The organism is Dactylosporangium sp. NPDC005572 (assembly GCF_040605515.1).
Lineage (GTDB): Bacteria > Actinomycetota > Actinomycetes > Mycobacteriales > Micromonosporaceae > Dactylosporangium.
On the sequence record NZ_JBEXCY010000053.1, the window covers coordinates 22,404 to 48,284 of the forward strand.

Below are 25,881 nucleotides of genomic sequence, written 5' to 3' on the forward strand. Positions count from 1 at the left end.
GACCTAGCAGGCCGCGGCGCGGGAGAGGAGCAGAGACCGCTCGCGTTCGTTGCGGGTCATCGACGCCGCGCGTTCGAACTCCGCACGGGCCTCGGCCGGGCGGCCGAGCCGGAGCAGGAAGTCGGCGCGCACGCTCGGCAGCAGGTGGTAGTTGCGCAGCGTCGGCTCGTCGGCCAGCGGGTCGAGCACGGCCAGGCCGGCGGCCGGGCCGTCCGCCATCGACACGGCGACCGCCCGGTTCAGCTCCACGATGGGGGACGGCGCGATCGCGGCCAGGTCGCGGTACAGCAGGGCGATCCGCGACCAGTCCGTCTCGGCGGCGGTCCGGGCGCGCGCGTGGCACGCGGCGATCGCGGCCTGGAGCGTATAGGTCCCGCCGCCCAGGGCCTCGGCCCTGGCCAGCGCGTCGAGTCCCCGCCGGATGAGCAGCCGGTCCCAGCGGCTGCGGTCCTGCTCCAGCAGCACGATCGGCTCGCCGGACGGGTCGGTGCGGGCGGCGCTGCGGGACGCCTGGATCTCCAGCAGCGCGACCAGGCCGTGGACCTCGGCCTCGGCCGGCATGAGGCCGGCCAGCACGCGGCCGACCCGCATCGCCTCCTCGCAGAGGGCGGGGCGCATCCAGTCGTCGCCGGCCGTCGCGGAGTACCCCTCGTTGAAGATCAGGTAGATGACCTCCAGCACGGAGGCGAGGCGGGCGGCCCGGTCGGCGCCGACCGGCAGCTCGAACGGCACGTGCGCGTCGGCGAGGGTCTTCTTCGCGCGGCTGATCCGCTGGCCGACGGTCGCGTCCGGTACCAGGAAGGCCCGGGCGATCTCGACCGTCGACAGGCCGCCGAGCATACGCAGGGTCAGCGCCACCCGGGCCTCCGGCGACAGCACCGGGTGGCAGGCCGTGAAGATGAGCCGCAGCAGGTCGTCCTCGATCGGCTCCTCCTCGAGGACCGCGTCGAAGTCGGACGTGTCGGCCTCCGCGGGGTGCACCAGCTCGGGCAGGTTGCGCTCGAAGCGCTCACGCCGGCGGATCTGGTCGATGGCCCGCCGCTTGGCCGTGGTCATGAGCCAGGCGCCGGGGTTGCGCGGCACGCCCTCGGCCGGCCACTGCTCCAGCGCCGCGACGAGCGCGTCCTGCGCCAGTTCCTCGGCCAGCCCGACGTCGCCGACGAGGCGGGCCAGGCCGGCGATGACCCGGCCCGCCTCGATCCGCCAGACGGCCTCGACCGCTTGCTTGGGATCCACGATCCCAAACATTAGGTCACTCGAACTCGGAGACCCGCCGAACCTCGACCGCCACCTCGTCGAAGAGCGCGGCGAACCGGCGGCCCCACTCGACCGCCTCGGCCTCGTCGCGCACCTGGAGGATGCCGAAGCCGCCGATGACCTCCTTCGCCTCGGCGAACGGCCCGTCGACCACCGTGGTCTGGCCGTTCTTCACGGTGATCGTCTGCGCGCCGGCCGACGGGTGCGTGAGGCCCTCGGCGGCCAGCAGCACGCCCGCCTTGCCGACCTCCTCCATGAACGCGCCCATCTTCGCCATGAACTCCGGGTCCGGCTGCCAGGCGGCGGCGTTGGTCTGGTCGAGGCGGTGCATGAGCATGTAACGCATTTTCGTCTCCTCTGTCTCGTGACTACCTTTTCACCGACGCGTCGAACGACGCCCGCCGCCTTCGACACCGACGGGGAACTTTTTTCCGATGAGATTGCTGTTTGCGTTCGCCGGGGGAAACGGGCACTTCCAGCCGCTGGTCCCGCTCGCCCGCGCCGCCGTGGCCGCGGGGCACACCGTGGCCGTCACCGGCCAGCCGGCGCTCACCCCGCAGTTGGAGCGGGCCGGCTTCGCGGCCCTGCCGTCCGGGCGGCTGTCCACCATGAGCGACGCGCGGACGCCGCTCACCCGGGTCGACCTGGACCGCGAGGACCGCGACTTCCGGGACGGCTTCGCCGGCTCGCTCGCGGCCGACCGCGCCCCGGCCGTCCGCGAGGTGGCCCGCGACTGGCGGCCGGACGTCATCGTGTGCGACGAGACGGACTTCGGCTCGATGATCGCCGCCGAGACCCTGGGCATCCCGCACGCCTCGGTGCTGGTGCTCGCCGCCGGCACGTTCGGCCGCCCGGACGGCCTGGCCGACCGGCTCGACGAGGTCCGGGCCCGGCACGGCCTCGCCCCCGACCCGGGCCTGGCGATGCTGGACCGCCACCTGGTGATCTCGCCGGTACCGCCGTCGTTCCGCGCGGTGCCGCTGCCGCCCACCGGCCGCCTGATGCAGCCGGCGGCACCCGTCCCGTCCGGCCGGAGCAGCACCGTCTACTTCACGCTCGGCACGATCTTCAACACGGAGTCGGGCGACCTCTTCGCCCGGGTCGTCGCCGGCCTGCGCGAAGTGGCGGAAGACCTGGTCGTCACCGTCGGCGACAGCATCGACCCGGCCGAGCTCGGCCCGCAGCCGCCGCACGTGCGCGTCGAGCGATACGTGCCCCAGGCCGAGCTGCTGCCGTCCTGCGCCGCGGTCGTCTCGCACGCCGGCTCGGGCAGCGTGCTCGGCGCGCTCGCCCACGGCCTGCCGATGGTCCTGCTGCCGATGGGGGCCGACCAGCCGGCGAACGCCGCCCGCTGCGCCGAGCTCGGCCTAGGTGTGGCCCTCGACGCCGTCGACACCACGCCCGAGCAGGCCCGCGACGCGCTCGCGACGGTCCTCACCGACCCGTCGTACCGCGCCGCCGCGACCCGCCTCCAGCAGGAGATCGGGTCGATGCCGTCACCGGCGGCCGTGGTGCCACTTCTGGAAGGCCTCTAGCTCGTCGGCGGCGTCGCCGACCTCCCGGCGGAGGGCCGGCTGGAGCCCGGGATCGGCGAGCATGGCGTTCGCGAGGTCCAGGGAGCGGGAGTCGTACTGCGGGAAGGCGGCGCGGACGACCTGCTGCCCGGCGAACGCGTAGCGACGACCGAACATCGCCGCCGCGTCGGCGAAGTAGCGCTCGACGTAGGCGTCGGTCACCGCCTCCTGGCCCGGCTGCCAGAAGTTCGCCGCCGTCGCCAGCGCGATGCGGGGCCGCTCGTCGGCGACGACGATCTTCCACGCGCGCGCCTTGGCCTCGGCCGTCGGCAGGGCGGCCCGGCAGGCCGCGGCCCGCTCGGCGCCGGCCGCGCTCGGGTCGCGCGCCTCCTCGGCCGCGATCTCGTCCTCGCCGACGGCGCCGAGCGCGGCCAGCCGCAGCAGCAGCGACCAGCGCAGCCCGGCGTCGACGGTCAGCCCGTCGGGGACGGCGCCGTCCCCGTTGCGGTTGAAGCCGGGGCGTCCGCCGCCCAGCCAGGCCTGCAGCAGGCCGGCCTCGTCCGGCCCGGCCACGGTCACCAGCGCGCGGGCCATGGCGAGCTGCCGCCCGCTGCCCGGCGCGGCCGCGGCGAGCGCCGTCGCGCACACCTCGGCCAGCGGCCCGAACGGGACCAGCCCGCGGCGGGCCAGCGCGTCGCGGGCGAACGACAGCACCTCGTCGAACACGCCCTCCTCGCGCTCGCCGGGCAGGGCCGCGCCGACCAGGGTGAGGAAGTCGGCCGGCGGCAGCAGCCCGTCGCGCACGGCGTCGACCACCGCGGCCCAGATCACGGCCCGGGCCAGCGGCTCGTCGAGGTCGGGCAGGACGGCCGGCAGCGCGGCCAGCCCGGCGTCGTCGAGGCGCACCTTCGCATACGTCGCGTCGCCGTCGTTGAGCAGGAGCACGGTGCCGTTGGGCAGCCCCGCGAACCCGTCCACGACCGTCGCGCCGCCGTCGAGGGTGCACGGCACCCGCCGTACCGAACCGTCTGAAGCGTAGGCAGCGATCGTCATCCGGTGCGGCCGGAGCGGCCGGCCCGACTGCTCGACCGTGAGCGACTCGATCGTGCCGTCGGCGGCGCGGGTCACCACGGGTCGCAGGGTGTTGGCGCCGGTGCTGCGCAGCCACAGCTCGGCCCAGCCGGTGAGGTCACGGCCGGCCGTCTTGCCGAGGACGGCGAGGAAGTCGGCGAGTGCCGCATTGCCGAAGCGGAAGATGTGGAAGTACTGCTGAAGCCCGGCGAAGAACGCGTCCTCACCGAGGAACTCGGCCAGCTGTCGCAGGGCGGCGGCGCCCTTCGCGTACGAGATCCCGTCGAAGTTCAGCATCGCCAGCGCGGTGTCGGTGACGTCGTCCGGCGCGACCGGGTGCGTCGACGGCCGCTGGTCGGCGAGGTGCCCCCAGCGCTCCCGCCAGATCGCGAAGTCGGCGAGCGCGGCCGAGTGCCGCTGCGTCTCGGCGGCGACCCGCCAGCCGAGGTACTCGGCGAACGCCTCGTTGAGCCAGATGTCGTCCCACCACCGCAGCGTGACCAGGTCCCCGAACCACATGTGGGCCATCTCGTGCATCATGACGACGTACCGCCGGCGCCGCTCGCTCCCGGTGGCCACCGTCCGGAAGAGAAACTCCTCGCGGAAGTTGACGAGCCCCGGATTCTCGACCGCGCCACCGGCGAGCTCGGGCACGAACGCCTGGTCGTACTTCTCGAACGGGTACCGGACCTGGAAGAGCTCGTGGTACCGGTCGAAGGCCGCCGCGGTGGCCGCGAACAGCTCACCGGCGTCGGCGTCGAGGTGCTCCGCGAGCGACCGCCGGCAGACCAGCCCGAGCGGAATCCCGTCGTGCTCGCCGGTCCTGACGTGCCATGGCCCGGCGAGGATGCTGAACAGGTAGGTCGACAGCGGCGGCGTGGCGTCGAACTCCCACTGCCCGTCCCCGACGGCCCGCCCGGGCGCGTTCCCGCGCACCGTCCACCCGTCGGGCGCCGTCACGCGGAGGGTGATGGGCGCCTTGAGGTCGGGCTGGTCGAAGCAGGCGAAAATCTGCTGAGCGTGGTCGAGCGGCGCCTGCCCGTAGAGGTAGACGCTGCCGTCCTCCGGATCGACGAACCGATGCAGCCCGTCCCCGCTGTGCGAGTAGGGCGCCACCGCGACGACCTCGAGCCGGTTGACCGCGGCGAGGTTGTCGAGCGGCACCCGGTTGTCGACGCGGCTGCGCGGGTCGACCTCGGCACCGTTGAGCAGGACAAGCTGGAGGCTCCCGCCTCTGAACTCGATGAAGGTGCCACTCCCGGGCTCGAGACAGGCAAACTCGACAACGGTCCGCGAGCGGTACTCGGCGTCCCCGGTGAGATCGAGCTCGACAAGGTACGCATCGACGCGCAGCAGCGAAGCACGCAGCTCCGCCTCGACCCGGGTGAGGCTGACCATGATCGAACGCTACCCCGCCCGCCGGCCCGCCTGACTGGTGGAGGGGTGCGGCGGGCCGTTCCACCCCTGGAAGACGGCCCGCCGCACGCTACCCACAAGCACGGGTGGGCCGGCACCGTGGTTCGGTGCCGGCCCTGTCAGGTACGCGTCAGATCGGCCTCAGCACTTGCCGAGGTCCTCCCAGTTCGCCGTCCAGCCGGGTTCGGAGCCCTGGGTCCACCACTTGGCTCGCCACAGGTGCTTGCCCTGGCCCGACGCCGGGCCGTTCGGGTCGCCGTACTTGCTCTTCTCGTGCTTCACCGTCTGGCCCGTCGTGTACACGGCGCTGATCGACCACTCCGGAGCCGCGTTGCAGTTCGTGGCCGGCGGGGTCGAGGTCGACGGAGACGGCGAGGGCGACTGCGAGCTGGACGGGGACGTCGACGGGGTCGGCGAGCCCGACGGGGTCACGCACGGGCCCGACGCGTCGACCGTGTCCACGAAGGTCGAGCCCGACGAACGGTACGCCGCCGTCTGGGCCGTCACCTGGGACGGGGTCAGGACCTGGTTCTTGGCGTGCAGGACCCAGTCCACCTGCTCGATGTACGTCGACAGGCCGCCCGTGTGGGCCGCCGTGTCGATGAACCACAGGTTCCAGTTGATCGTCATCGTCTGGCGCGGGTAGTACTTGCCCGAGTGATCGCCCATCTGGACGCCGTCGATGTAGTAGATGACGTGGCCGTTCGCGACCGTCACCACCAGGTCGTGCCAGCCGTCGAAGCTCCGGCGCTGCTCCGAGTGGACGTTGTCCGCGAACCAGGGCTCGTTGCGGTAGGTGTACCACGTCGTCTGGTAGTTGATCGGGCCCGTCTCGCCCCACCCGCCGTTCGGCAGGTACTCCGAGATGTCCAGCTCGCTGTACGTCGGGTCGAGGTCGCCGTTCAGCGGGCTGATGGTGAAGAACGTCTCGTTGATGTGGTCGCCGTCGTTGCCGGAGACCGGGGTGTCGGTGAAGCGCACGCGACTGGCGTACGTGCCCTCGAAGTACCGCTTCTGCGCCGAGTACAGCTCGGCCTGGTTGGTGCCGCCGCCCGTTCCGTCGGTCGACGCGGTCAGCTGCATGACCTTCTGCCCGCCCGAGGTCGGGAACGAGACGCTGTTCGCCGACCAGGTGGCGCCGGACACGCCCGGGCCGCCGGAGTAGGTGCGCGGGACCCAGCCGTGGCTGGTGAGCAGGCTGTCGCTCGACGAGCTGTAGTTGAAGTCGTCGAACAGGTAGCCGCAGTTGGTGGCGGCACTGGCCGTGCCGACAGTGGCGGCGGTGACGGCGACGGCACCGATCGCGCCGAGCACGGCGACGCCCGAGAGCACCGCCAAAGATCGACGTTTGCCGATTTTCATGAGTAGAGTCCTCCTGTTGCAGAGGGGATGGAGGGGGACTTACTTGACCGCGCCGGCGGTCATACCGGCGCGGATGTGCCGTTGGAACGCGACGTAGGCGATGAGCACCGGCAGCATGGCGATGGTCAGGCCGGCGAACAGTCCGCTCCAGTCGCTGCGATAGCCCTGGCTGACCGACAGGTTGGCCAAACCCTGGACCAGGACGTACCGATCTGGGTCGGTGTTGAGGACCATGGGGAGCAGGTACTGGTTCCACAACCCGAGGAAATTGAAGATGCCGACGGCGACCAGCCCGGGGCGGGCCATCGGCAGCATGACGCGGAAGAAGACCGCGCCGTGCGAGCAGCCGTCGAGGAACGCCGCCTCGGCCACCTCGCTGGGCAGCGTGCGGAAGAACGAGTGCAGGAAGAACACCGTGAACGGCACGGCGTAGGCCGCGTACACCAGGATCAGCCCCTGGTAGGTGTCGAGCAGGCCGAGCTGCCGCACCACGAAGAACAGGGGCACCAGCGCGAGGAACACCGGGAAGAACATCGCGGAGACGAACACGTAGTAGATCAGGCGGTTGCCCAGGAACTCGTACCGCGCCAGCGCATACGCCACCAGCGAGCCGAGCAGCATGGTGAGTACCAGCGCCCCGCCGACGACGATGAGGCTGTTGAGCAGGTACCGCCCGATGTTCGCCTCGCCCCAGGCCCGCGCCCAGTTGCCGAACTGCGGATCCGTGGGCAGCGACCACGGGTCGGTGAGGATCTGCTGGTCGGTCTTGAACGAGCTGAGGACCGCCCAGAGCAGTGGGAACGCGGTCACGACGCCCCAGCAGAGCATCGCGACGTGTGGCAGTGCACGCCTCATGCCAGCTCGATCCTCTCCTTGCGACCGGCCCGCAGCGCCAGGACCGCGAGGGTCAGCGCCGCGAAGAACAGTGCGACACCCATCGCCGAGGCGTAGCCGAACTTGCCGAACGTGAAGGCGGTGCGCCACAGGGTCAGGCCCATCACCTCGGTCGCGCCGTCCGGCCCGCCCGGGCCGACGGTCATGATCTGCGCGACCGCGAAGCCGTCGAGCGCACCGATGCCGAGGTACACGAACGCCACCTGCACGGTGTCGCGCACCAGCGGCAGGGTGACCCGCCGGAACATGGCCCAGTTGTTCGCCCCGTCCAGCAGCGCGGCCTCGTACAGCTCCCGGGGGATGGCGTCGATCGCGGCGCTGAACAGCACCATGTAGAAGCCGACCGACGACCAGACCAGCACCGCCATCACCGCCGGCAGGGCCAGCGAGGGCTCGGCCAGCCAGCTGCGGGCCAGCCCGTCGAGGCCGACGGCCCGCAGCGCCCCGTTGAGCAGGCCGGTGTTCGGGTTGTACACGAACATCCACAGCACCGCGATCATGACGAGCGACAGCAGCTGCGGGAAGAAGTACACGATCTGGTACCCCTTCGCGCCGGCGATCGGGCGCCGGCCGTCCTTGCCGCCGAGGTGCAGCATGCTCGCCAGGAACAGGCCCAGGGCGATGGTCACCAGCGGTACCACCGCGAGCATCACGGCGTTGTTGCGCACCGCGTCGAGGAACAGCGAGTCGCCGCCGAGGCGGGCGAAGTTGCCCGCCCCGACGAAGTTCGCCTCGCCGGCCACCCCGGTCCAGTCGGTGAGCGACAGGTAGAACGCCTGCGCGTACGGGGACAGCACGAAGACGCCGTGCAGCACCAGTGCGGGCAGCAGCGCACCGACCAGGAACCGGAACCGACCGTGCTTCATCAGCGGGTGTACTTCTTGACGCTGGAGTCCTTCGCGACCGCGTCGGCCGCCTTCTGGACGCGGTCGGCCCACTCCGCGGCCGTCGCGCGCTTGTTGATGAGCTCACCGGTCGCGTCGTCGACCGCCTTGGCCAGCGGCGCGTACCAGGTGCGGAAGCGGTAGGTGAAGGCGTCCCTGCCGGCCGCCGTCACCGCGTCGCGGACCGAGCCGAGCCCGCTGGACAGGGTCAGGCCGTCGGTGGCGCCGGCGACCGCGGGCAGCGTGCCGGCGGTCTCGGCGAACGAGCGTGCGGACTGCTTCGAGAAGAGGATCCGGAGGTACTCCTGGCCACCGGCGACGTTCTTGGCCTTCGCGGGGACGATGAACGACTCGCTGCTCGTCGCCTGCACCCCCGCGCCCGAGAGCTTGTCACCGCTCGTCCGGCTCGGCACGGCGCCCATCACCATGTCGAAGCCCTTGGGGGTGACGTCCTTCTGCTCGCTCTCCAGCCACGAGCCGCACGGGATGAACGCGGCCTTGCCCTGGCACCAGGCGGCCTGCGACTCGGTGTGGGAGAGCGCCTCGGAGCCGGCCATGATGTACCCCTTGGCGGCCAGCTCGGCGAACGCCTCGGCGGCGGCCTTGAGCCCGTCGGCCTTCCAGGCGTTGGGCTCCAGGTTGTCGACCGCCTTCACCAGGTCCATGCCGCCGGTCTTGGCCGCCATGGTGAGCAGCGGGTCGTTCATGTACTCCGGGTACTTGCCCTGGTAGGTCCACGGCGCGATGCCGGCGCCCTTGATGGTCGCGCAGAGGGCGAGCATCTCGTCCCAGGTCTTCGGGTAGGTCCAGCCCTTGCCCGCGAAGAGCGACTTGGAGTACCACACCCCCCACACCGTGTAGGTGAAGTTGAGCGTCAGGACCTGCTTGTCGAACGTGCCGTCCTCGACGACGCCCGGCAGCAGCGTGTCGCGCACCTTGGTGTTCGGGTCGTCGAACGACGGGGCGTCGAGGAGCTCGGCGAGGTCGGCAAGCTGCTTCGCGCCCACCAGCGTGGCCAGGTCGAGCCGGCCTGCGCCGGTGTTGTCGACCACGTCCGGCGGGGTGTTGGCGACGAACCGCGGCTGCAGCGCCTCGCCGACCTTCTGGATGCCCTTGTGGTCGATCGTCGCCTTCGGGTACCGCTGCTTGTAGAGGTCCTCGGCCTTCCTGGCGTAGTCGTCACCGTAGCCGCCCTTGAAGATGACCACCTCCAGCGGCGCGTCCTCCTTGACGCCGAGCGGGTTCTGCGAGCTTTTCGCGCCAGTAGGCGAAGAGGGTTGGTCGTCATTGCCGCTGGTGACGCAGGCGCTCAGCAGGGGCGTCGTGGCCAGCGCTTTGAGGATGGTGCGCCGTCTGGGATAGGTTTTCGCTGAGGGTGAGGGGTTCATGAGTGGCCTTCTCTCCTTATGCGGTACGCCGGATGCGCCCGGCGTACCGCGCTTCGAGTGCTGCGTTGTGCTCCCGCCCGCCAGGGACGTTGTCGGACAGGTAGACCGGCGGCGGGTCCCCGGCGGCCAGCAGGCGCGCCACCACCTCGGTGACGATCTGCTGGGCCAGCAGGGCCGCGGTGATCGAGGAGACGGCCCCGACGGCGCCGCCGCCGGGCAGGGGCAGCGACGCGTCGCCGTACGGGGCGCCGTTGTCCAGCACCACGTCGGCGAGGTCGCCGAGCTTGAGCCCGCTCGCGTGCCGCGACTCCACGCGCGAGGAGTGCTCCAGCGAGGTGATCGCCACCAGCGCGTGCCCGCGCTGCTTCACCAGCTGGGCCATCTCGACCACGGCGCCGTTGACGCCGGAGTTGGACGCGATGACGAACGTGTCGTCGGGCTTGATCGGGGCGAGGTCGTAGAGCTTGTGGGCGACGGCCGGGGTGCGCTCCAGCTGCGGGTCGGCCAGGGCGCTGAGCGGCTCCCCGCCGTACAACACGATGTCCCTCAGTGCGATGCGGTTCGTCGGGACCAGGCCACCGGCCCGCCCGGCGATCTCCATGGCGAGCGCCTCGGAGTGCCCGCAGCCGAACGCCTGGATCACCCCGCCCGCCTGGATCGTCGCGGTGAGCAGGTCGGCGGCGTGGGCCACCCGATCGCCCTGGGTGGTGCCCACGCGCTCGATCGCGGCGCGGATCACCTCGACATAGTCGGCACTTCTGATGGTCACAGCGGCTTTTCCCTCCGTGGTCGCTTGCGGGTGTTGGTCGTGTCGGGCAGCCGGTGCGCGTCGACGGCGCGCACCGTCAGCTCCAGGGCCTCGGCGGTGCGCTCATAGGTGCGCTGCGCCACCGCGACGTAGATGAGGTCCAGGACCAGCAGTTGCGAGTGCAGCGCGGACAGTGCCGCGACCCGGAAGGTGGTCTCGTGGACCGACGTGGTGAAGACGACGTCGGCCACCTCGGCCAGCGGCGATCGCCCGAACGACGTCACCGCAACCGTCAGCGCCCCGTGGTCCGCGGCCTCGGCGAGGGTTTCGATCGCCTCGCGCGTGCGGCCCGAGTGCGAGAGGCCGATGGCCACGTCGCCCGGGCCCAGCAGGGCCGCGTTGGTCAGTGCCGTGTGGGTGTCCGAGCGGTACCACACCGGCACGCGAATCCGCTCGAGCCGGAACGCCATCTCCCGCCCGGCGGTGCCGCTCGAACCGAGCCCGAAGATCTCGACCCGGCCGGCCTCGGCGATGGCCGCGGCGACCCGCTCGACGGCCGCGACGTCGAGCCCGGCGGCGGTCGCCTGGATGGCCCGGGTGTCGGCGGCGGTGATCACGCCGAGCACCCCGTCGAGCGGGTCGTCGGGCGCGATGTCGCCGCTGATGTCGGTCTCCCAGCGGGCCTGCTCGGCGCGGCCGGTCTCGGTCGCGATGGCGACCCGCAGGTTGGCGTACCCCTTGAAGCCCAGCGTCCGGCTGAACCGCGTGACGGTGGCCGTCGACGTCCCCGACCGCTCGGCCAGGTCGACGATGCTGGCGTGCGCCGCGGTCTCCGGATCGCTGAGGATCGTCTCGGCGATGCGGGCCAGCGCCTCCGGCATGGTCGGCCCCTCGATGCGCAGCCGCCCGAGCAGCCCGCCACTCTCACCCGTCACAACGGTCATCCTTTTCATCGACTAGCTATGGCGATGAAAATTACGACCACTTCAACTTCTAGTCAACAAGCATTTTCTATGGTTCGATCCTCGCCATGGATCTCGTGCTGGGGGTCGATGCCGGCGGAACCGCGTCGAAGGCCGTGGTCAGCGACCTGTCGGGGGTCGTCCGCGGTCGCGGCGCCGCCGGCCCGGGCAATCCCTCGGCCACGGGTACTGCGGCCGCCACCGCTGTCGGGTCGGCGGTGCGGTCGGCGCTCGGCGCCTTCGACCCAGGGTCGGTGGTGGCGGGCGTGGTGGGGCTCGCCGGGGTCAGCGCGACCGCTGATCCCGGCGTCGCCGCCGCGTTCGACCGCTCGTGGACGGCGCTGGGCCTGACCTGCGAGATCACGCTCGTCGGCGACGCGGTGACGGCGTTCGCGGCGGGCGGCCGGTGGTCCTCCGGGGCCGTGCTCGTCAGCGGTACCGGGGCGGTCGCGGCGCTGGTCGACGAGCTTTCGGTGGTCCGCGCCGCCGACGGCCTGGGCTGGCTGCTGGGCGACGAGGGCTCGGGGATGTGGCTGGGCCTGCAGGCGGTGCGGTTCGCGGCCCGGTTCTGGACGGCCGGCGGGGCGCTGGTGGCCGAGGTGGCCGCGCACGCCGGCGTTGCTTCCGCGGACGACCTGGTCCACTGGGCCGGGCGGCTGCCGTTCGGCTCGTTCGCGTCGCTGGCGCCGGTGGTGTGCGCGCTCGCCGACTCGGGTGAGCCGACCGCGCTTCGCCTGGTGGCCTCCGCCGCGGATCGGCTGATGGCGACACTGGACGAGCTTTCGGCGCCCTCGGCGCCCGTCGTGCTGGCGGGCAGCCTGCTCGCCAACGACACCCCGGTGCGGCGCGGGGTGCTGTCGCGGCTGGCGGACCGCGGCATCGAGCCCGGGACGGCGATCGACCCGGTCCTGGGCGCGCTCCGCCTGGCTTCCTACCGGGCGCGCGCCTGACCGGCGAGTTGACCGTGGCGATTTCCACGGTCAACTCGTGGGGTCAGGCCCGCGCGGCCGCGGCCAGGGCCGCGAACTCCTCCTGGCCGTAGGCGGTGCCGGCGATGCCCCAGCCGCCCTCGGCCGCCTCGGTGAGCAGGACCCACGTGCGGGCCGCCTGGGACGGGTCGCCGGCCAGGTCGGCGACGATGGCCGTCACCTCCTTGACCAGCGAACGCTGACCCGCGCGGTCGAGGACGCCGGGCGGGGTCAGGACCTGCACCCGCACCGTCCGCGCGCCGTCCGTCGCCGCGGTGTGGACGGCCGCGGGCGGGAGGCGGTGGAGGTACGCGCCGGTGTTGTGCAGGTGGGCCGGGCCCGGCTCGGCGACGCCCTCGGCGCGCAGCAGCGCGGCGGTCAGGCGGGCCGCGAGCGGCCGGTCGGCATCGGCCGGGAACAGGTCGGCAGGCGCGTAGACGTCGATCATGGGCATGACGAGACCACCCTTCGTGGGACTATGCTGGTCGTCATAGAACGTAGATTATGCCGGTCGTCATAGTCAAGGAGTCGCAGGTGGCACGGGATGTGCGCGGGAAGATGGTGGAGGGCGCGGCCGTGCTGCTGGCCAAGCACGGCCTGCAGGCGACCTCGTTCTCGGAGGTGCTGAAGGCGACCGGCGCGCCGCGGGGATCGATCTACCACCACTTCCCCGACGGGAAGGACCAGCTCGTCGGGTCGGCACTCGACCTGGTGTCCGGGCGGATGCTGCGGCTGCTGGAGCAGCAGGCCGGGAAGAGCGCCGAGGAGGTCACGGCGCACGTGCTCGACATGTGGCGTTACGTGCTGGAACGCTCGAACTTCGGCGCGGGGTGCGCGGTCCTCGCCGTCACGGTGGCGGCGGACTCGAAGGAGCTGCTCGATCAGGCGGCGGCGGTCTTCCGGACGTGGCGGGAGCGGCTCGCGGCCCTGTACGGCGCCGCCGGCTGGCCACGGGAGCGCGCGGAACGGTTCGCGGCGACGGTCATCGCCTCCTCGGAGGGGGCGGTGGTGATGAGCCGGGCCGAGCAGAGCATCGAGCCGTTCGACCTGGTGGCGGCGGATCTTCTTGAGCAGTCCCGGCGGGCGTGAGCAAGGGGCGGATACCGTGGCGAAGATGCGGGATCATCGACGTCTTGACTAGTCTTGAACAGCATGAAACGGGGACTGGTCGGATTCGTGGTGTTGCTCCTTGCCGCGTGCTCCACGAACACACCCGTCGACCCGCCCGACCCGGGTCCGCAGCCCGGCAACCACCGCATCAAGGTCACCGTCGGTGACACCGAGCGCGAGTATCTCCTCCACGTCCCGGAGCGGTGGAAGCCCACCAGCGCCGCCCCGGCCGTCATCGCGCTGCACTACCGCCCGGGCAGCGCCCAGGCGATGCAGAAGCTCACCGGGTTCGACGCGCGGGCCGACCGCGACACGATCCTGGTCGCCTACCCCGAGGGCGTCGGCGGGCAGTTCAACGCGTTCGGCTGCTGCGGCATGCAGGACGACGTCGCGTTCGTGAAGGCGGTCGCGGCCCAGCTCGTCGCCGACTGGAAGGCCGACTCCCGGCGGCTGTTCCTGGCCGGCGTGTCCAACGGCGGCGACCTGGCCTTCCGCGCCGCCGTCGAGGCGTCCGGCACGTTCGCCGCGATCGGCGTGGTGAGCGGCGGCTTCTACGGCACGCGGACCGAGGCCGCCGACTACAAGCCGGCGAGCCGGGTCGACGTGATCACCCTCATCGGCGCGGCCGACCCGCAGGCCGAGACCTTCCGCCAGGGCATCACCGCCTGGCGCGAGCGGCTCGGCTGCACGCCGGCGGCGGACCCGAAGCCCGACGAGCAGTCCGGCAAGACGCTGACCCGCTGCCCCGACGGCTCGCGCGCCGACTCGTACGTCGTCAAGAACGGCGGCCACGCCTGGTTCGGCGCGACGACCGGCGAGCTCGCCGATACCAAGACGACCACGAACGCCTCCGACGTCCTGTGGACGTTCTTCAAGGAACGCACGCCGCAGTAGGGTACGGCGTGAAGTCCCTGCTGGAGCACCTCGAAGGACTGCCCGCGAGCCGGCTGGCCCGGCTCGCCGGGCTGTACGAACTGGAGCGGGCCGAGCCGGGCTGGCTCGCCGGGCGGCTCGTGGAGTTCGACTCGATCGTGCGGGCGCTCACCGTGCAGCCGCTGCCGAGCCTCCAGGTCGCCGAGGTGCTCGCGCTGCGCGCGGCCGGCACCCGGCGGCGCGACCTGGCGGCCGCGCTCGGGGTCGTTTCGGCCGACGCCGGGCTCGACGCCGCCCTCGCGGCGCTGGAGGAGTGGGGGCTGATCTGGCCCGACGACGGCGACTGGCTGCGCTGCGTCCCGCTGTACGAGGTGATCGCCGGCGGCTTCGGCTTCGCGCCGTCGGTGGTGACCGGCCTGGGTGCGGTGCCGACCGGGCACCTGCAGCGGATCGCGTACGAGCTGGGCGCACCTGGAGGGCGGACGCAGCGGGAGCTGGTGACCGGCATCGCCGCCGCGCTCGCCGACGCCGACGTGGTCCGGGCCCAGTTCGCGGAGGCGCCGGAGGAGGCCCGCGAGCTGCTGCGCGACCTGTCCGGCACGGACCCGTACTGGTACGACCCGCGGCACATGGCCGCGCTGCGCAACGGGCGGCGCACCCCGCTGCGCTGGGCGGTCGACCACGGCCTGGTCGCCTGGAACCCGATCGCGGGCGGCGCGGCGATGCTGCCCAGCGAGGTCGGCGTGGTGCTGCGCGAGGACTTCACCGCGCCGTTCGACCCCGCGCCGCCGCTGCTGGCGCCGGTCGAGGTGAGCACCGGGATGGTCGAGCGCGACGGGGCGGCTGCCGCGCGGGCGGCGCTCGCCGCGATCACGGCGGTGCTCGAGGAGTGCGGCCGCACGCCGGTGCCGATGCTCAAGAACGGCGGCGTGGGCGTCCGCGAGCTGCGCCGGCTGGCCAAGACGATCGGCGGCACCGACCTCGAGCTGCGGCTGTGGCTGACGCTCGCCGGGCTGAGCGGGCTCCTGGGACTGGCCGGGGACCGGGTCGCCCCGAGCCCGGAGTTCGACGTCTGGCTGAAGCTCGAGCCGGCGCTGCAGTACCGCAGCATCCTCGACTGCTGGTTCGGCATGCATGCCGCTCCCCTGCTGGCCACGGACACGCCGGCGCTCGTGCGCAGTCAGCGCGAGGAGGGAGCGGCGCTCGCCCGGCACGCCGTCGTGGGGCTGCTCGGCAGCCTGCCCGACGGGCTGGGGGTGGCGAGCGCCGACGTCATCGGCGCGTTCCTCATGTTCGCCCGCCCGCTGATCGTGACCGAGCCCGACCAGGCGCTCGCGACGGCGGTCACGCTCTGGCGCGAGGCCGAGCTGCTCGGGGTCGGCGCCCACCTGGCCCCGACGGCGATCTGCCGGGCGCTGCTCGCCGACCGGGGCGCCGACGGCCTCACCGAGGTGCTGGCCCGGTACCTCCCCGCCGCCGAGCGGACCGTGGTCCTGCAGGGCGACCTCACCGCGGTCGCGACCGGCACGCCGTCGGCCGGGCTGACCGAGTTCCTCGACCTGGCCGCCGACCGCGAGTCCCGCGGCGGGGCGTCGACGTGGCGCTTCTCGGCCGCCTCGGTCCGCCGGGCGTTCGACGCCGGTCGATCAGCCGACGAGCTGCTGGCGGCGCTGGAGGAGGCGGCGACGGGCGGGCGGGTGCCGCAGCCGCTGCGGTACCTCGTAAGCGACGTGGCCCGCCGGCACGGCGGCGTGCGCGTGCGCGCCGTCGGCTGCGTCATCCACAGCGAGGACGCGACCCTGCTGGACGAGATCCTGCGGGTCAGGAGCCTCGCGCGGCTCGAGCTGCGGGCGCTCGCGCCCACGGTACTGACCAGCGCGCTGCCACCCGACGAGACGCTCGTGGCCCTACGCGCGGCCGGCTATGCCCCCGCTCGGGAACACCCGGATGGATCGATCGCGGTGGAACTGGTGACGCGCTTCCGGGCCGCTCCGGAATGAGGACAGCACCTGTCCGGATCCCTCCGTAGCGTCCATTCCGTGAAGCTCACCATGCGCCGGCTCAACCGGACCTACCTGCGGCGGCAGCTCCTGCTGGAGTCCGACCGCCGCCCGATCGAGGACGTCGTCGCGCACCTCGTGGCCGTGCAGGCCCAGGAGGTCGACGCGCCGTACGTCGGGCTGTGGACCCGCACCGGCCTGCGCCACGAGCAGCTCAGCGCGGCGCTGGCGGACCGCCGGCTGGTGCGCGGCGGCCTGCTGCGCAGCACCCAACACATCACCACCGGCGCCGACTACCTGTGGCTCCGCGCGCTGCTCAAGGACCGGATCGGCGCCACCGGCCTGTCGATCTTCCGCAGCGAGCTCGAGGGGCTGGACCTCGCCGAGGTCGCGCGGGCCGGCCGCGAGATCCTCGGCGGCGGGTCGATGACGAGGCCGAAGCTGGCCAAGCAGCTCGCCGAGCGGTTCCCCGGGCGGCAGGGGATCACCCTGGCCTGGGTCGTCCAGCACCAGCTGGCGCTGCTGCACCCGCCGCCGACGGGCGTGTGGCGCCGGCGGGGGCACGTGTCGGTGGCGCTGGCCGAGGACTGGCTGGGCGCACCGCTCGCCGCGGCGCCGACGGTCGAGATGCTGCTCCGGCGGTACCTGCGGTCGTGCGGCCCGGCGACCCACGCCGACCTGCAGAACTGGTCCGGGCTCCGCAGGCTGCGGGCCGAGGTCGAGGCATTGCGACCGCAGCTTCGGGTGTACCACGGGGAGGACGGCCGCGAGCTGCTCGACCTGCCGGACGCGGAGCTGGCCGACGACGACGAGCCGGCGCCGGTCCGCTTCCTGCCGGAGTTCGACAACCTGGTGCTGAGCCACGCCGACCGCACCCGGATCGTGAGCGACACGGACCGCGCGCTGGTCTGCCCGGGCTACTCGATCGTCCGCCCGACGTTCCTCGTCGACGGCTTCGTGGCCGGCCTGTGGGCGATCGAACAGGGCACGGTCCGCGTCCGCCCGTTCCGCCGCCTGAGCGACGAGGACGCGGCGGCGGTCCTGACGGCGGCCGCCGACCTGCTGGAGTTCCTGCAGCTGGGCCCCGAGGCAACGGTCGAGCTGGAGCAGCCGTAGCGAGAGGGCGCTAGCATCGCGGCGGTGATGATCTCGAAGCGGGCCGTGCGCGTCGGCGGGCTCTGTGTCGCCGCGGCGGCGCTCGGGCTCGCGTTCGGGATCCGGGCCGTCAGCGGGCAGTACATCGAGTCCAGCGGGCCGCTCGCGCAGTACTCCGGGACCGCGCTCTACGCGTCCATGATCTACGGCGGGCTGCTCGTCGTCTGGCCGCGGCTCGCGCCGCTTGCCGCCGCGGCCGGGGCGCTCGCGTGGTGCTGGGGCGTCGAGCTGCTCCAGCTCACCGACCTGCCCAGGAACCTATCCGCGCACAGCCTCGCCGCGAGGCTGGCGCTCGGGGTGACGTTCGACTACGTCGATCTGCTCTGGTACCCCGTCGGGGTCGTGCCGCTCGCCCTCGCGCACCAGTGGCTGCGGCGTCGTTGAGCCGGCCACCCAGATGCCGAGCAGCGCCGGGACCAGGGCCACGGTGAACGCCGCCAGGTAACCGGCCGGGGTGTCCACCAGCAGCGCGAACAGGGAGCCGCCCACCGCCAGGACCGTCGTCGTGAGCAGCGCGTCGCCGACCTGGAGGGCCGAGCTGTTCGCGCCCTGCGTGCCCGGCGCGGACAGCGCAAGGACCAGCGACGACATCGTCGGGTAGGCCAGGCCCATGCCGAAGCCGCCGATCGACCAGCCGACCAGCACGACCGGCACGGGGACCGACGGCAGGATCAGCAGCAGCGCCGACACCACGCCGACGGCGATCGCGATCAGGCCCAGGCGCAGGCGGGCCGCCGCGGTGAGGCGCTGGGCCTGGCGGGCCTGCACCCAGGAGCCGGCCGACCAGAAGAGCGCGCCGGTGGTCAGCGTGAGGCCGGCCAGCGTCGGGCTCAGGCCGCGCTCGCGGGTCAGCAGCAGCGGGATGAACACGTCGGTCTGCACGAAGGCGGCGCCGGCCAGGCCGCGCAGCAGGACCACGCTCGGCAGGCCACGGGCGGCGGTGAACGTGCCCCGCGGGACGAGCCGCGGCGCGCAGAGGACCACGCCGGCCAGGCCGGCGCCGAGGTACAGCAGGGCCGGCAGGTCGATCCGCTGACCGCCCAGGTACAGCAGGCACAGGCTCACCGCGGCCCCCACCGCCCACGGGACGCGGCGGTTGACGGCCCCGGCCGCCGGTTCGCCGCCGATCGTGCGCACCTGCGGCCAGATCATCAGCGTCGCCGGTACCGACGCGGCGGCCACCAGCAGAAAGACCCAGCGCCAGCCGAGGTGCTCCACGATGAGGCCGGCGACCGTCGGGCCCACGACGGCGGGCAGGACCCAGGCCGCGGCGAAGGCGGAGAAGATCCGCGGGTGCTGCTCGTTCGGGTACGCACGACCGACCACCACGTAGGCCGCCACGGTGAACAGGCCGCCGCCGAAGCCCTGGACGAGCCGGCCGGCGACCAGCGTCCACATCTCCGGGGCCAGCCCGGCGACCAGCAGGCCGAGGCAGAACAGTGCCACGCCGACCAGCGTCGGGCGGGCCGGGCCCTGGCGGTCGGCCCAGCCGCCGGCGAGCACCATCGCGACGACGCTCGTCGCGAGCGGTCCCCCGAAGGTGAAGCCGTACAGCGCGAGGCCGTCGAGGGCGCGGGCGACGGTCGGCATCGCCGCCGTCACGGCGACCGCCTCGAAGGCGGCGAACGTGACCAGCGAGACCATGCCGATGGTGAGGGCGCGTCGGTTCTGCACGTCGACAGGGTGCAACCTCAACCCCTGTTCAGGTCAACTTGCCATGCCAACAGTTGTTGGCCTACAGTTGTTGGCGAACGAGCGTTGGCATAGAGGAGGAGCCATGAAGACCGTCATCGTGGGCGCCGGGCCGACCGGGCTGCTGCTCGCCGGGGACCTCGCCGCGGCCGGGGTCGACGTCACCGTGCTGGAGCGGCGGGGCGCCGAGTCGAACCTGACCCGGGCGTTCGGCGTGCACGCCCGCACGCTGGAGCACCTCGACGCGCGCGGGCTCGCGGAGGACCTGGTCGAGACCGGCGCGCAGGTGCAGAGGCTGCGGCTGTTCGAGCGAGTGCGGGTCAACCTCGGCGTCCTGCCGTCGCGTTTCCCGTTCCTGCTGATCACCCCGCAGTACAACGTGGAGAGGCTCCTGGAGGAGCGCGCCGTGAAGGCGGGGGCCCGGCTGCTGCGCGGCGTCGAGGTGACCGGCGTGCGCCAGGACGCCGGTGGGGTCGAGGTGACCACCGGCGACGGGACGTTCGCGGCCGACTACGTCGTCGGGGCCGACGGCGTGCGCAGCGTGGTCCGCTCGGCGCTGGGCGTGCCGTTCCCGGGCCGGGCGGTGCTGCGCTCGATCATGCTGGCCGACGTGCGGCTGACCGACGCGCCGGCGGACACGCTCGCCGTCAACGCGAGCGCCGAGGGGTTCGCGTTCGTGGCGCCGTTCGGCGACGGGTGGTACCGGATCTTCGCCTGGGACCGGCGTACCGACCTGCCCGACGACGCCCCGCTCACCCTCGACGAGGTCCGGGAGGTGACCCGCAAGGCGCTCGGCACCGACTTCGGGATGCACGAGGCGCGCTGGATGTCCCGGTTCCACAGCGATGAGCGCCAGGCTCCGCAGTACCGGGTGGGCCGCGCGTTCCTCGCCGGTGACGCCGCGCACGTGCACTCCCCCGCCGGCGGCCAGGGCATGAACACCGGCCTCCAGGACGCGGCGAACCTCGGCTGGAAGCTCGCCGCGACCGCGGCCGGGTGGGCGCCGGACGGCCTGCTCGACTCCTACCAGGACGAGCGGCACCCGGTCGGCTCCCTCGTCCTGCGCAGCAGCGGCGGCCTGATCCGGCTGGCCATGCTCCAGTCCCGGGCCGCCCGGGCCGGCCGCGACCTGCTCGGCGGTGCGCTGCTGCACGTGCCGACCGTCATGCGCAAGGCGGCCGGCACGGTGTCGGGCATCGGCATCGACTACCCGCACGCCCCGCGGCAGGAGGACGTCACCGTGGCGTCCGGGCAGCGGCTGTACGAGCTGCTGCGGTCCGGCCGGCACGTGCTGCTCGGCCCGGCGGAGGTGCCGCCCGGCTACGCCGACCGGCTCGTCGCCGCCGCGCACGATCACTGGGTGCTGGTGCGGCCGGATGGCCACACGGCCTGGACGGGCACCGAGCGAGACGCTCCCGTCGCGCTCCGCCGACACCTCGGCGAGCCACGGTGACATCGGCCACCTCGCCCTTGACATGGGAGCGTTGATCGATGTGTCATGCCGGTCACGGAGCGGTTCTCGTTGGGTTGCCGCCGCCAATTGGCCGACGCACGGGGACGACGGAACGCTTGCGAGACGTGCCGGGCCCCGCGCCGCCACGGGGGGCCCGGCACCCTCAGCCGTGCTTGAGCCTCGCCTTGTCGCCCTTCTTCTCGACGACCACGAACTGGCCCATCATCCCCTCGTCCTCGTGGCGCAGGACGTGGCAGTGGAACATGTAGGCCGTCGTCGGGTCGGCGTAGTCGGCGAACCGCGCGATGACCGAGTAGCGGCGGTGCGGCTCCAGGAACAGCGTGTCCTTCCAGCCGCCGAGCGGCTCCGGTGGCGCCGCGCCGTCGACCGTGAGCACCTGGAACTGCACGTCGTGGATGTGGAAGCTGTGCGGCGTGTCGTGGCCGTTGCGCACGTTCCACACCTCGGTCGTGTTCTTCACGACCACCGCCTGGACCTCGTCCATGTCCATCCGGTCGCCGTTGATCTCCCGGCCGGAGAACGTGAAGTCGCGCTCCGCCGCCGCCTGCTTCGGGTCGAGCCGCGGCGTGTCGACCAGCGCCGCCGGCAGCTCGGGGCTCTTGCGCAGGGTCTGGGCAGCGCGCAGCTGCAGCACGTCGAACGAGTCCTCGCCGCCCTGGAACTTGCGGTTGCCGAAGTCGAAGTCGGGCAGCGGCCGCTCGCTGCGCAGCGCCACGCGCTCCCCCGGCTTGAGGGCGACCACGATCTCGGCCCGCTCCCCCACCGAGAGCCGCAGGTGATCGGTCAGGTACGGCCGGGCGAGCAGGCCACCGTCGGATCCCACCATGGCGAACTGGCGGCCGCCTTCGAGCGTGAAGTTGTAGACGCGCGCCGTCGACCCGTTGAGCAGGCGCAGGCGGACGCGCTCGGTCTGCACGTCGAGGTACGGGCCCGGGGTGCCGTTGACGAGCAGCTCGTCGCCCAGCACGCCGATGTCGCTGCCGAACCGGCCGCCCATGGACAGCTGGCTGCCGTCGAACACCTTGTCCTGCACGACGACGGGCACGTCGTCGACGCCGTACTCGTGCGGCAGCTGCGCGCTGTCCGTCGCCGGGTCGTCGACGATGAACATGCCCGCCAGGCCGCGGTAGACCTGCGCCTCGGTCCGCTCGCTGGGGTGGGGGTGGTACCAGAGCGTCGCCGCCGGCTGGTCGAGCTTCCACGCCGCCTGGAACGTGCCGCCACCGGCCGCGATCGGGCGGTGCGGGCCGCCGTCGGCCTGGGCCGGCAGGTGCATGCCGTGCCAGTGCACGGTGGTCGGCTCGGCGAGGCCGTTGTGGATGTTCACCACGACCTGCTCGCCGCGCTCGGCGCGCAGCGTCGGCCCGAGGTATGCCCCGTTGTAGCCCCAGGTGCGGGTGGCGCCGTGGCCGAGGTCGCTCTCGCCGGCCTGGGCCCGGAGCTCGAAGACCCGCCGCCCCTGGCCGTCCACGGTGGACTCGGCCAGCGGCGGGATCCGCAGCGCACGGTCGAAGCTCACCTTCCCGATGGTGTTGATCGATGTCCGGCTGAGCGCCCAGGCGATCACGGCGACCCCGCCCCCGCACAGGACCAGCAGCAGGCCCAGCCCGCCGAGAAGCCACTTGCGCACGGTCGTCGTCCTTCCTCGCGTTGATAGGTAGCTCGTCTACATGTAGCCGCCCTAGCACTCGGCGCGCCAGACGCGCGCGGACAACCCGGGGAAAGGTCAGGGTCAACCCTCAGTCGCCGGATCACGGGCGTCGGCATACTGAGGCGGTGGTGATGGTTGCTGGCCCGATCGACGCGTATGTCGCCGCGCTCCGCCGCACGCTGCGCGGCCCGCGCGCGGCAAAGGCCGACCTGGTGACCGAGGCACGCGACGGCCTCGTGGACGCGGCCGAGCGCTACGAGGAGGACGGCCTCGACCGCCTCGCGGCCGAGCGCCGGGCGGTGGACGACTTCGGCGCGGTGCACGAGCTGGCCCCCGACTACCAGCGCGAGCTGGCGCTGGCCCAGGCCCGCCGCACGGCCCTGATCGTGGCCGGCGCGGTCGCCGCCCAGACCGTCATCTCGGAGATGGCCTGGCGCAGCGCCTCGACCGGCTGGTCGTGGGAGCCGGACCGCTTCTACGCGGTGCTGGCCAACACGGTCGACTACGCGAGCTACGTGGTCTTCGCCGGCGCCCTGGTGACGGCGCTGGTCTGCGGCATCGGCACGCGGTTCGTCACGGTGGGCCGCCGGTTCGCCCGCGCGACGGGCATCGCGGCCCTGGCCACGGTGGCGTTCTTCGTGACGGGCGGCGCGCTGCTGTCGGCCCTCAGCCCGACCTGGGACACCTCTGTGGTGACGCCCGGCTCACCGCTGCAACTGGTGTCGAACGGCCTGGCCCTGGCCCTGCCGGGCTGCATGATCTTCTCCGGCCTGCGCAGCATCCGCGCGGCCGCCACGGCCCGCGCCTGACGCCCCGTCAGGACAGAAACAGGGCCGATATCTTCGGCAGGTGCTTGCGGACGGCCTCGTCGTCCTCGTCGTCCCAGTCGTCCGCCGCCAGCGGGGCCACCTGCCCGGTGCGGGCGCGCAGGAGCATCGGGTAGTCGTCCTCCTCGCCGTACAGCTCCTCGGCCAGATCCTCGACCTCGCGCGGGGCCAGCTCGTGGGCCGGCAGCCCGCCCGCCGCCACCGCGCGCACGACCGGGTCGTCCGCCAGGGCGTCGGGGTCGGCCACGGCGCGCTCGTAGACGTCGCGGCCGCGGGCGATCAGGCCGTCGACGAACGCGTCGGCGAAGCGGGCCACGATCCGTCCCGTGGCCCACATCGCCGGCGAGTTGGCCCGGGCCTGGAGCTCGGTGCGGCGGGCGTCGAAGTCGAGCAGTTCGCTCTTGTCGAGGGTGGCCAGGCGCATCCGCAGCGCGGCGGTGAAGCGCTCCGCGAAGCCCGGCGTGACCCGGTCGCCGGCGGCGGACCGGGCCCCGTCGATGATCGACCAGAAAGTTTCGCTGTCCACGGCAACGAAGTCTGTCATCCCCGCGCACCAAATGCCCAACCCCTCGGGACAGGGCTCAGGCGGGCACCAGGTCCAGGAAGCCCAGGACCTGGTTGATCCGGCCGTCCGGGGCCAGGGTCACCACGTCGAAGCCGGCCACCTCGACCGCCCCGCCGGGCTGGGCGCCCTCCCAGCCGAAGCGGGCCTGGTCGTGGTGCCCGTCGACGGCGCCGGCCAGCGTGAGCACGTAGCCGGGCATCTGCGCCTGGACCGCGCCGATCAGGCCGTCGATCGCCGCCGGGCCGGCGACCGCCGCCATCGGGTCGACGAAGGTCGCGTCCTCCGTGAACAGCTCGTCGATCGCCGCCCGGCGCGTGGTGGGGTTCGTGTCGTTCCAGATCTGGATGTACCGCTCGGCGAGCTTCTCGTAGTCCGTCATGCCCAAGAGGCTGCCGGGCGGCGGGGCACCCCGTCGATTACCCGGGAGGTAATGGCCGGTCCGCCGCGGGCCCTCCTACGATCGAGGTCATGGACGTCCGGCCGGTGGGGGTACTGCTGCGGGAGTGGCGCGAGCGGCGCCGGCTGAGCCAGCTGGAGCTGTCCATCCAGGCCGACATCTCGACGCGGCACCTGAGCTTCGTGGAGACCGGCCGCTCGCGCCCGACGAGCGCGATGATCCTGCGCCTCACCGAGCAGCTCGACGTGCCGCTGCGGGAGCGCAACGCGCTGCTGCTGGCCGGCGGCTACGCCCCGGCGTACCCGGAGGGCCGGCTCGACGGGCCGCAGCTGGGCGAGGTCCGCGCGGCGCTGCGCCAGGTGCTGGCCGGGCACGAGCCGTATCCGGCGGTGGTCGTCGACCGGCGGTGGAACATGCTCGACGCGAACGCGCCGATCGCCCGGATGATCGAGGGCGCCGCCGCGCACCTGCTGGAGCCGCCGGTGAACGTGCTGCGGCTGTCGCTGCACCCCGACGGGCTGGCACCGCGGATCGTCAACCTGGCCGAGTGGCGGGCGCACCTGCTGAGCCGGCTGGAGCGGCAGGTGGCCGCGAGCGGCGCCGAGGACCTGCGCGAGCTGCTCGACGAGCTGCGCGGCTACCCGGGCGGCCCCTCCGGTGCGGACGCGCCGCCGAAGGGCCCGCAGGACGTCGTGGTGCCGTTCCGGATCCGCGTCGACGGCGGCGAGCTGCGCTTCTTCAGCATCACGGCGGTCTTCGGCTCGCCGCTCGACGTGACCGTCTCCGAGCTCGCGATCGAGTCGTTCTTCCCCGCCGACGAGGCGACCGCAACGGCGCTGCGACGCCTCTGAGTGGTGGCACGTTTCCGGGATTCGGTGGTCGGTGGCCGACCGTAACGTTCTATGCATCGCAAGGCCACACCAACTACCTTCCAGAAGGAGCGCACCATGAGCGAGATCGAGACCTACGACGACCCGCAGGGCGTCGACTACGGCCACTACGAGGCCGGCGCGGAGAGCGGCGAGCTCGAGCAGCTGCACCAGGCCTCGGGCAGCGAGTCGGACTACCAGAGCGACTTCAACGTCTACGAGCAGGACACCGAGTCGGCCGAGTCCACGGACTTCCAGCAGGGCCACCACGTCCTGGTCGAGAACCCGGACGGCAGCCGCTACGAGGAGACCGACTACACGAACTACAGCAACGACACGTACGACTCGAACCACATCTTCGCGGCCGAGGGCTCGGAGTCCTCGCACCAGGCCGAGTGGAGCGAGCTGGACGCGCTGCGCGAGCGCTTCGCCACCGAGTACGTCGAGGGCACCGAGTACCACGCGGGCGGCGGCGAGCTGACCGCCAAGTAATGCTGTTTCTAGCTCCCCGGGCTTCGCCCGCGGCTTTGTGGGGGGTTCCCACCCCACACCCCCCATGCGCCGCTGCGCGACGCACCTTTGCTCCACGGGCTTCGCCCGCGGCTCCGTTGGGGAGGGGTTCCCACCTCACGCCCCCCACGTGCCGCTGCGCGACGCACCTTTGTCCCACGGGCTTCGCCCGCGGCTCTGCTGGGGAGGGGTTCCCACCTCACACCCCCACGTGCCGCTGCGCGACGCACCTTTGCTCCACGGGCTTCGCCCGCGGCTCTGCTGGGGAGGGGTTCCCACCTCACACCCCCACGT

Annotated in this window: 24 protein-coding genes and 1 pseudogene; 11 read left to right on the forward strand and 14 right to left on the reverse strand. The window is 72.7% G+C overall.

The window, feature by feature from the left end; translation table 11 throughout:
- Positions 1-3: 3 nt before the first annotated feature.
- Together ABZS66_RS24895 and ABZS66_RS24900 are read right to left on the reverse strand one after the other, a co-directional pair.
- Entirely contained in the window at positions 4-1,236 is a 1,233-nt protein-coding gene (locus tag ABZS66_RS24895; protein WP_354761484.1) for an RNA polymerase sigma factor, read from the reverse strand.
- 16 nt (positions 1,237-1,252) lie between these two features.
- On the reverse strand, positions 1,253-1,603 hold the full coding sequence (locus ABZS66_RS24900) for a YciI family protein (protein WP_354761486.1): 351 nt from the start codon (positions 1,601-1,603) through the stop codon (positions 1,253-1,255).
- 88 nt (positions 1,604-1,691) lie between these two features.
- On the opposite strand from ABZS66_RS24900, the gene ABZS66_RS24905 reads away from it, so the two are divergent.
- Positions 1,692-2,792: a glycosyltransferase gene (locus ABZS66_RS24905; protein ID WP_354761488.1), complete on the forward strand. Its 1,101-nt coding sequence runs from the start codon at positions 1,692-1,694 to the stop codon at positions 2,790-2,792.
- On the opposite strand, the gene pepN is transcribed toward ABZS66_RS24905, so the two are convergent.
- The 7 genes from pepN to ABZS66_RS24940 all read right to left on the reverse strand — a co-directional run bounded on the left by pepN (position 2,754) and on the right by ABZS66_RS24940 (position 11,415).
- Positions 2,754-5,240, reverse strand: a complete 2,487-nt coding sequence (gene pepN / locus ABZS66_RS24910) for an aminopeptidase N (protein WP_354761490.1) — start codon at positions 5,238-5,240, stop codon at positions 2,754-2,756. The two genes, ABZS66_RS24905 and pepN, sit on opposite strands and share 39 nt — an antisense overlap.
- Positions 5,241-5,399: 159 nt before the next feature.
- On the reverse strand, positions 5,400-6,620 hold the full coding sequence (locus ABZS66_RS24915) for a glycosyl hydrolase (protein WP_354761492.1): 1,221 nt from the start codon (positions 6,618-6,620) through the stop codon (positions 5,400-5,402).
- Positions 6,621-6,659: 39 nt separating this feature from the next.
- Positions 6,660-7,475, reverse strand: coding sequence for a carbohydrate ABC transporter permease (locus tag ABZS66_RS24920; RefSeq protein WP_354761494.1), 816 nt, complete (start codon positions 7,473-7,475; stop codon positions 6,660-6,662).
- Complete coding sequence (locus tag ABZS66_RS24925; RefSeq protein WP_354761496.1) at positions 7,472-8,380, reverse strand: sugar ABC transporter permease; 909 nt, start codon at positions 8,378-8,380, stop codon at positions 7,472-7,474. Before ABZS66_RS24925 ends, ABZS66_RS24920 begins: the two co-directional genes overlap by 4 nt.
- The gene (gene ngcE / locus ABZS66_RS24930; protein ID WP_354761498.1) at positions 8,380-9,786 is read right to left on the reverse strand and encodes an N-acetylglucosamine/diacetylchitobiose ABC transporter substrate-binding protein; all 1,407 of its coding nucleotides are present in this window, start codon (positions 9,784-9,786) and stop codon (positions 8,380-8,382) included. Before ngcE ends, ABZS66_RS24925 begins: the two co-directional genes overlap by 1 nt.
- A 16-nt stretch (positions 9,787-9,802) precedes the next feature.
- Entirely contained in the window at positions 9,803-10,555 is a 753-nt protein-coding gene (locus ABZS66_RS24935; RefSeq protein WP_354761500.1) for an SIS domain-containing protein, read from the reverse strand.
- Positions 10,552-11,415: a MurR/RpiR family transcriptional regulator gene (locus ABZS66_RS24940; protein WP_354761550.1), complete on the reverse strand. Its 864-nt coding sequence runs from the start codon at positions 11,413-11,415 to the stop codon at positions 10,552-10,554. The genes ABZS66_RS24935 and ABZS66_RS24940 overlap by 4 nt, the downstream gene beginning before the upstream one ends.
- A gap of 149 nt (positions 11,416-11,564) precedes the next feature.
- Here ABZS66_RS24940 and ABZS66_RS24945 point away from each other — a divergent pair, with 149 nt between their 5' ends.
- Positions 11,565-12,446 (forward strand): BadF/BadG/BcrA/BcrD ATPase family protein, encoded by an 882-nt coding sequence (locus ABZS66_RS24945; protein WP_354761502.1) that lies wholly within the window; start codon positions 11,565-11,567, stop codon positions 12,444-12,446.
- A gap of 43 nt (positions 12,447-12,489) precedes the next feature.
- Here the strand turns inward: ABZS66_RS24945 and ABZS66_RS24950 are convergent, their stop codons facing one another.
- Positions 12,490-12,918 (reverse strand): hypothetical protein, encoded by a 429-nt coding sequence (locus tag ABZS66_RS24950; protein ID WP_354761504.1) that lies wholly within the window; start codon positions 12,916-12,918, stop codon positions 12,490-12,492.
- Positions 12,919-12,998: 80 nt separating this feature from the next.
- Between ABZS66_RS24950 and ABZS66_RS24955 the strand changes: the two genes are divergently transcribed.
- From ABZS66_RS24955 to ABZS66_RS24975, 5 genes and pseudogenes are all read left to right on the forward strand, one after another.
- Entirely contained in the window at positions 12,999-13,553 is a 555-nt protein-coding gene (locus ABZS66_RS24955) for a TetR/AcrR family transcriptional regulator (protein WP_354761506.1), read from the forward strand.
- 63 nt (positions 13,554-13,616) lie between these two features.
- Entirely contained in the window at positions 13,617-14,468 is an 852-nt protein-coding gene (locus ABZS66_RS24960; RefSeq protein WP_354761508.1) for a PHB depolymerase family esterase, read from the forward strand.
- A gap of 8 nt (positions 14,469-14,476) precedes the next feature.
- Positions 14,477-16,447, forward strand: coding sequence for a helicase-associated domain-containing protein (locus ABZS66_RS24965; protein ID WP_354761510.1), 1,971 nt, complete (start codon positions 14,477-14,479; stop codon positions 16,445-16,447).
- A gap of 39 nt (positions 16,448-16,486) precedes the next feature.
- On the forward strand, positions 16,487-17,563 hold the full coding sequence (locus ABZS66_RS24970) for a winged helix DNA-binding domain-containing protein (protein WP_354761511.1): 1,077 nt from the start codon (positions 16,487-16,489) through the stop codon (positions 17,561-17,563).
- Positions 17,564-17,740: 177 nt separating this feature from the next.
- Positions 17,741-17,884: pseudogene (locus ABZS66_RS24975) on the forward strand (DUF2809 domain-containing protein); the annotation flags it as partial.
- On the opposite strand, the gene ABZS66_RS24980 reads toward ABZS66_RS24975, so the two are convergent.
- Positions 17,861-19,276, reverse strand: coding sequence for an MFS transporter (locus ABZS66_RS24980; RefSeq protein ID WP_354761513.1), 1,416 nt, complete (start codon positions 19,274-19,276; stop codon positions 17,861-17,863). The pseudogene ABZS66_RS24975 and the gene ABZS66_RS24980 overlap by 24 nt on opposite strands.
- Positions 19,277-19,379: 103 nt before the next feature.
- Between ABZS66_RS24980 and ABZS66_RS24985 the strand changes: the two genes are divergently transcribed.
- The gene (locus ABZS66_RS24985; RefSeq protein WP_354761515.1) at positions 19,380-20,747 is read left to right on the forward strand and encodes an FAD-dependent monooxygenase; all 1,368 of its coding nucleotides are present in this window, start codon (positions 19,380-19,382) and stop codon (positions 20,745-20,747) included.
- A 163-nt stretch (positions 20,748-20,910) separates the two neighbouring features.
- Here the strand turns inward: ABZS66_RS24985 and ABZS66_RS24990 are convergent, their stop codons facing one another.
- Positions 20,911-22,398 (reverse strand): multicopper oxidase domain-containing protein, encoded by a 1,488-nt coding sequence (locus tag ABZS66_RS24990; RefSeq protein WP_354761517.1) that lies wholly within the window; start codon positions 22,396-22,398, stop codon positions 20,911-20,913.
- Positions 22,399-22,550: 152 nt separating this feature from the next.
- Between ABZS66_RS24990 and ABZS66_RS24995 the strand changes: the two genes are divergently transcribed.
- Positions 22,551-23,228 (forward strand): permease prefix domain 1-containing protein, encoded by a 678-nt coding sequence (locus tag ABZS66_RS24995; RefSeq protein ID WP_354761552.1) that lies wholly within the window; start codon positions 22,551-22,553, stop codon positions 23,226-23,228.
- A gap of 7 nt (positions 23,229-23,235) precedes the next feature.
- On the opposite strand, the gene ABZS66_RS25000 is transcribed toward ABZS66_RS24995, so the two are convergent.
- Both ABZS66_RS25000 and ABZS66_RS25005 read right to left on the reverse strand, forming a co-directional pair.
- Positions 23,236-23,790, reverse strand: coding sequence for a DUF4240 domain-containing protein (locus ABZS66_RS25000; RefSeq protein ID WP_354761519.1), 555 nt, complete (start codon positions 23,788-23,790; stop codon positions 23,236-23,238).
- 37 nt (positions 23,791-23,827) lie between these two features.
- A complete protein-coding gene (locus tag ABZS66_RS25005; protein WP_354761521.1) occupies positions 23,828-24,190 on the reverse strand; it encodes a nuclear transport factor 2 family protein in 363 nt (120 codons plus the stop codon).
- An 89-nt stretch (positions 24,191-24,279) separates the two neighbouring features.
- Between ABZS66_RS25005 and ABZS66_RS25010 the strand changes: the two genes are divergently transcribed.
- Both ABZS66_RS25010 and ABZS66_RS25015 read left to right on the forward strand, forming a co-directional pair.
- Positions 24,280-25,059 (forward strand): helix-turn-helix transcriptional regulator, encoded by a 780-nt coding sequence (locus tag ABZS66_RS25010; RefSeq protein WP_354761522.1) that lies wholly within the window; start codon positions 24,280-24,282, stop codon positions 25,057-25,059.
- 96 nt (positions 25,060-25,155) lie between these two features.
- Positions 25,156-25,569 (forward strand): hypothetical protein, encoded by a 414-nt coding sequence (locus ABZS66_RS25015; RefSeq protein WP_354761524.1) that lies wholly within the window; start codon positions 25,156-25,158, stop codon positions 25,567-25,569.
- The last annotated feature ends 312 nt before the right edge of the window (positions 25,570-25,881 follow it).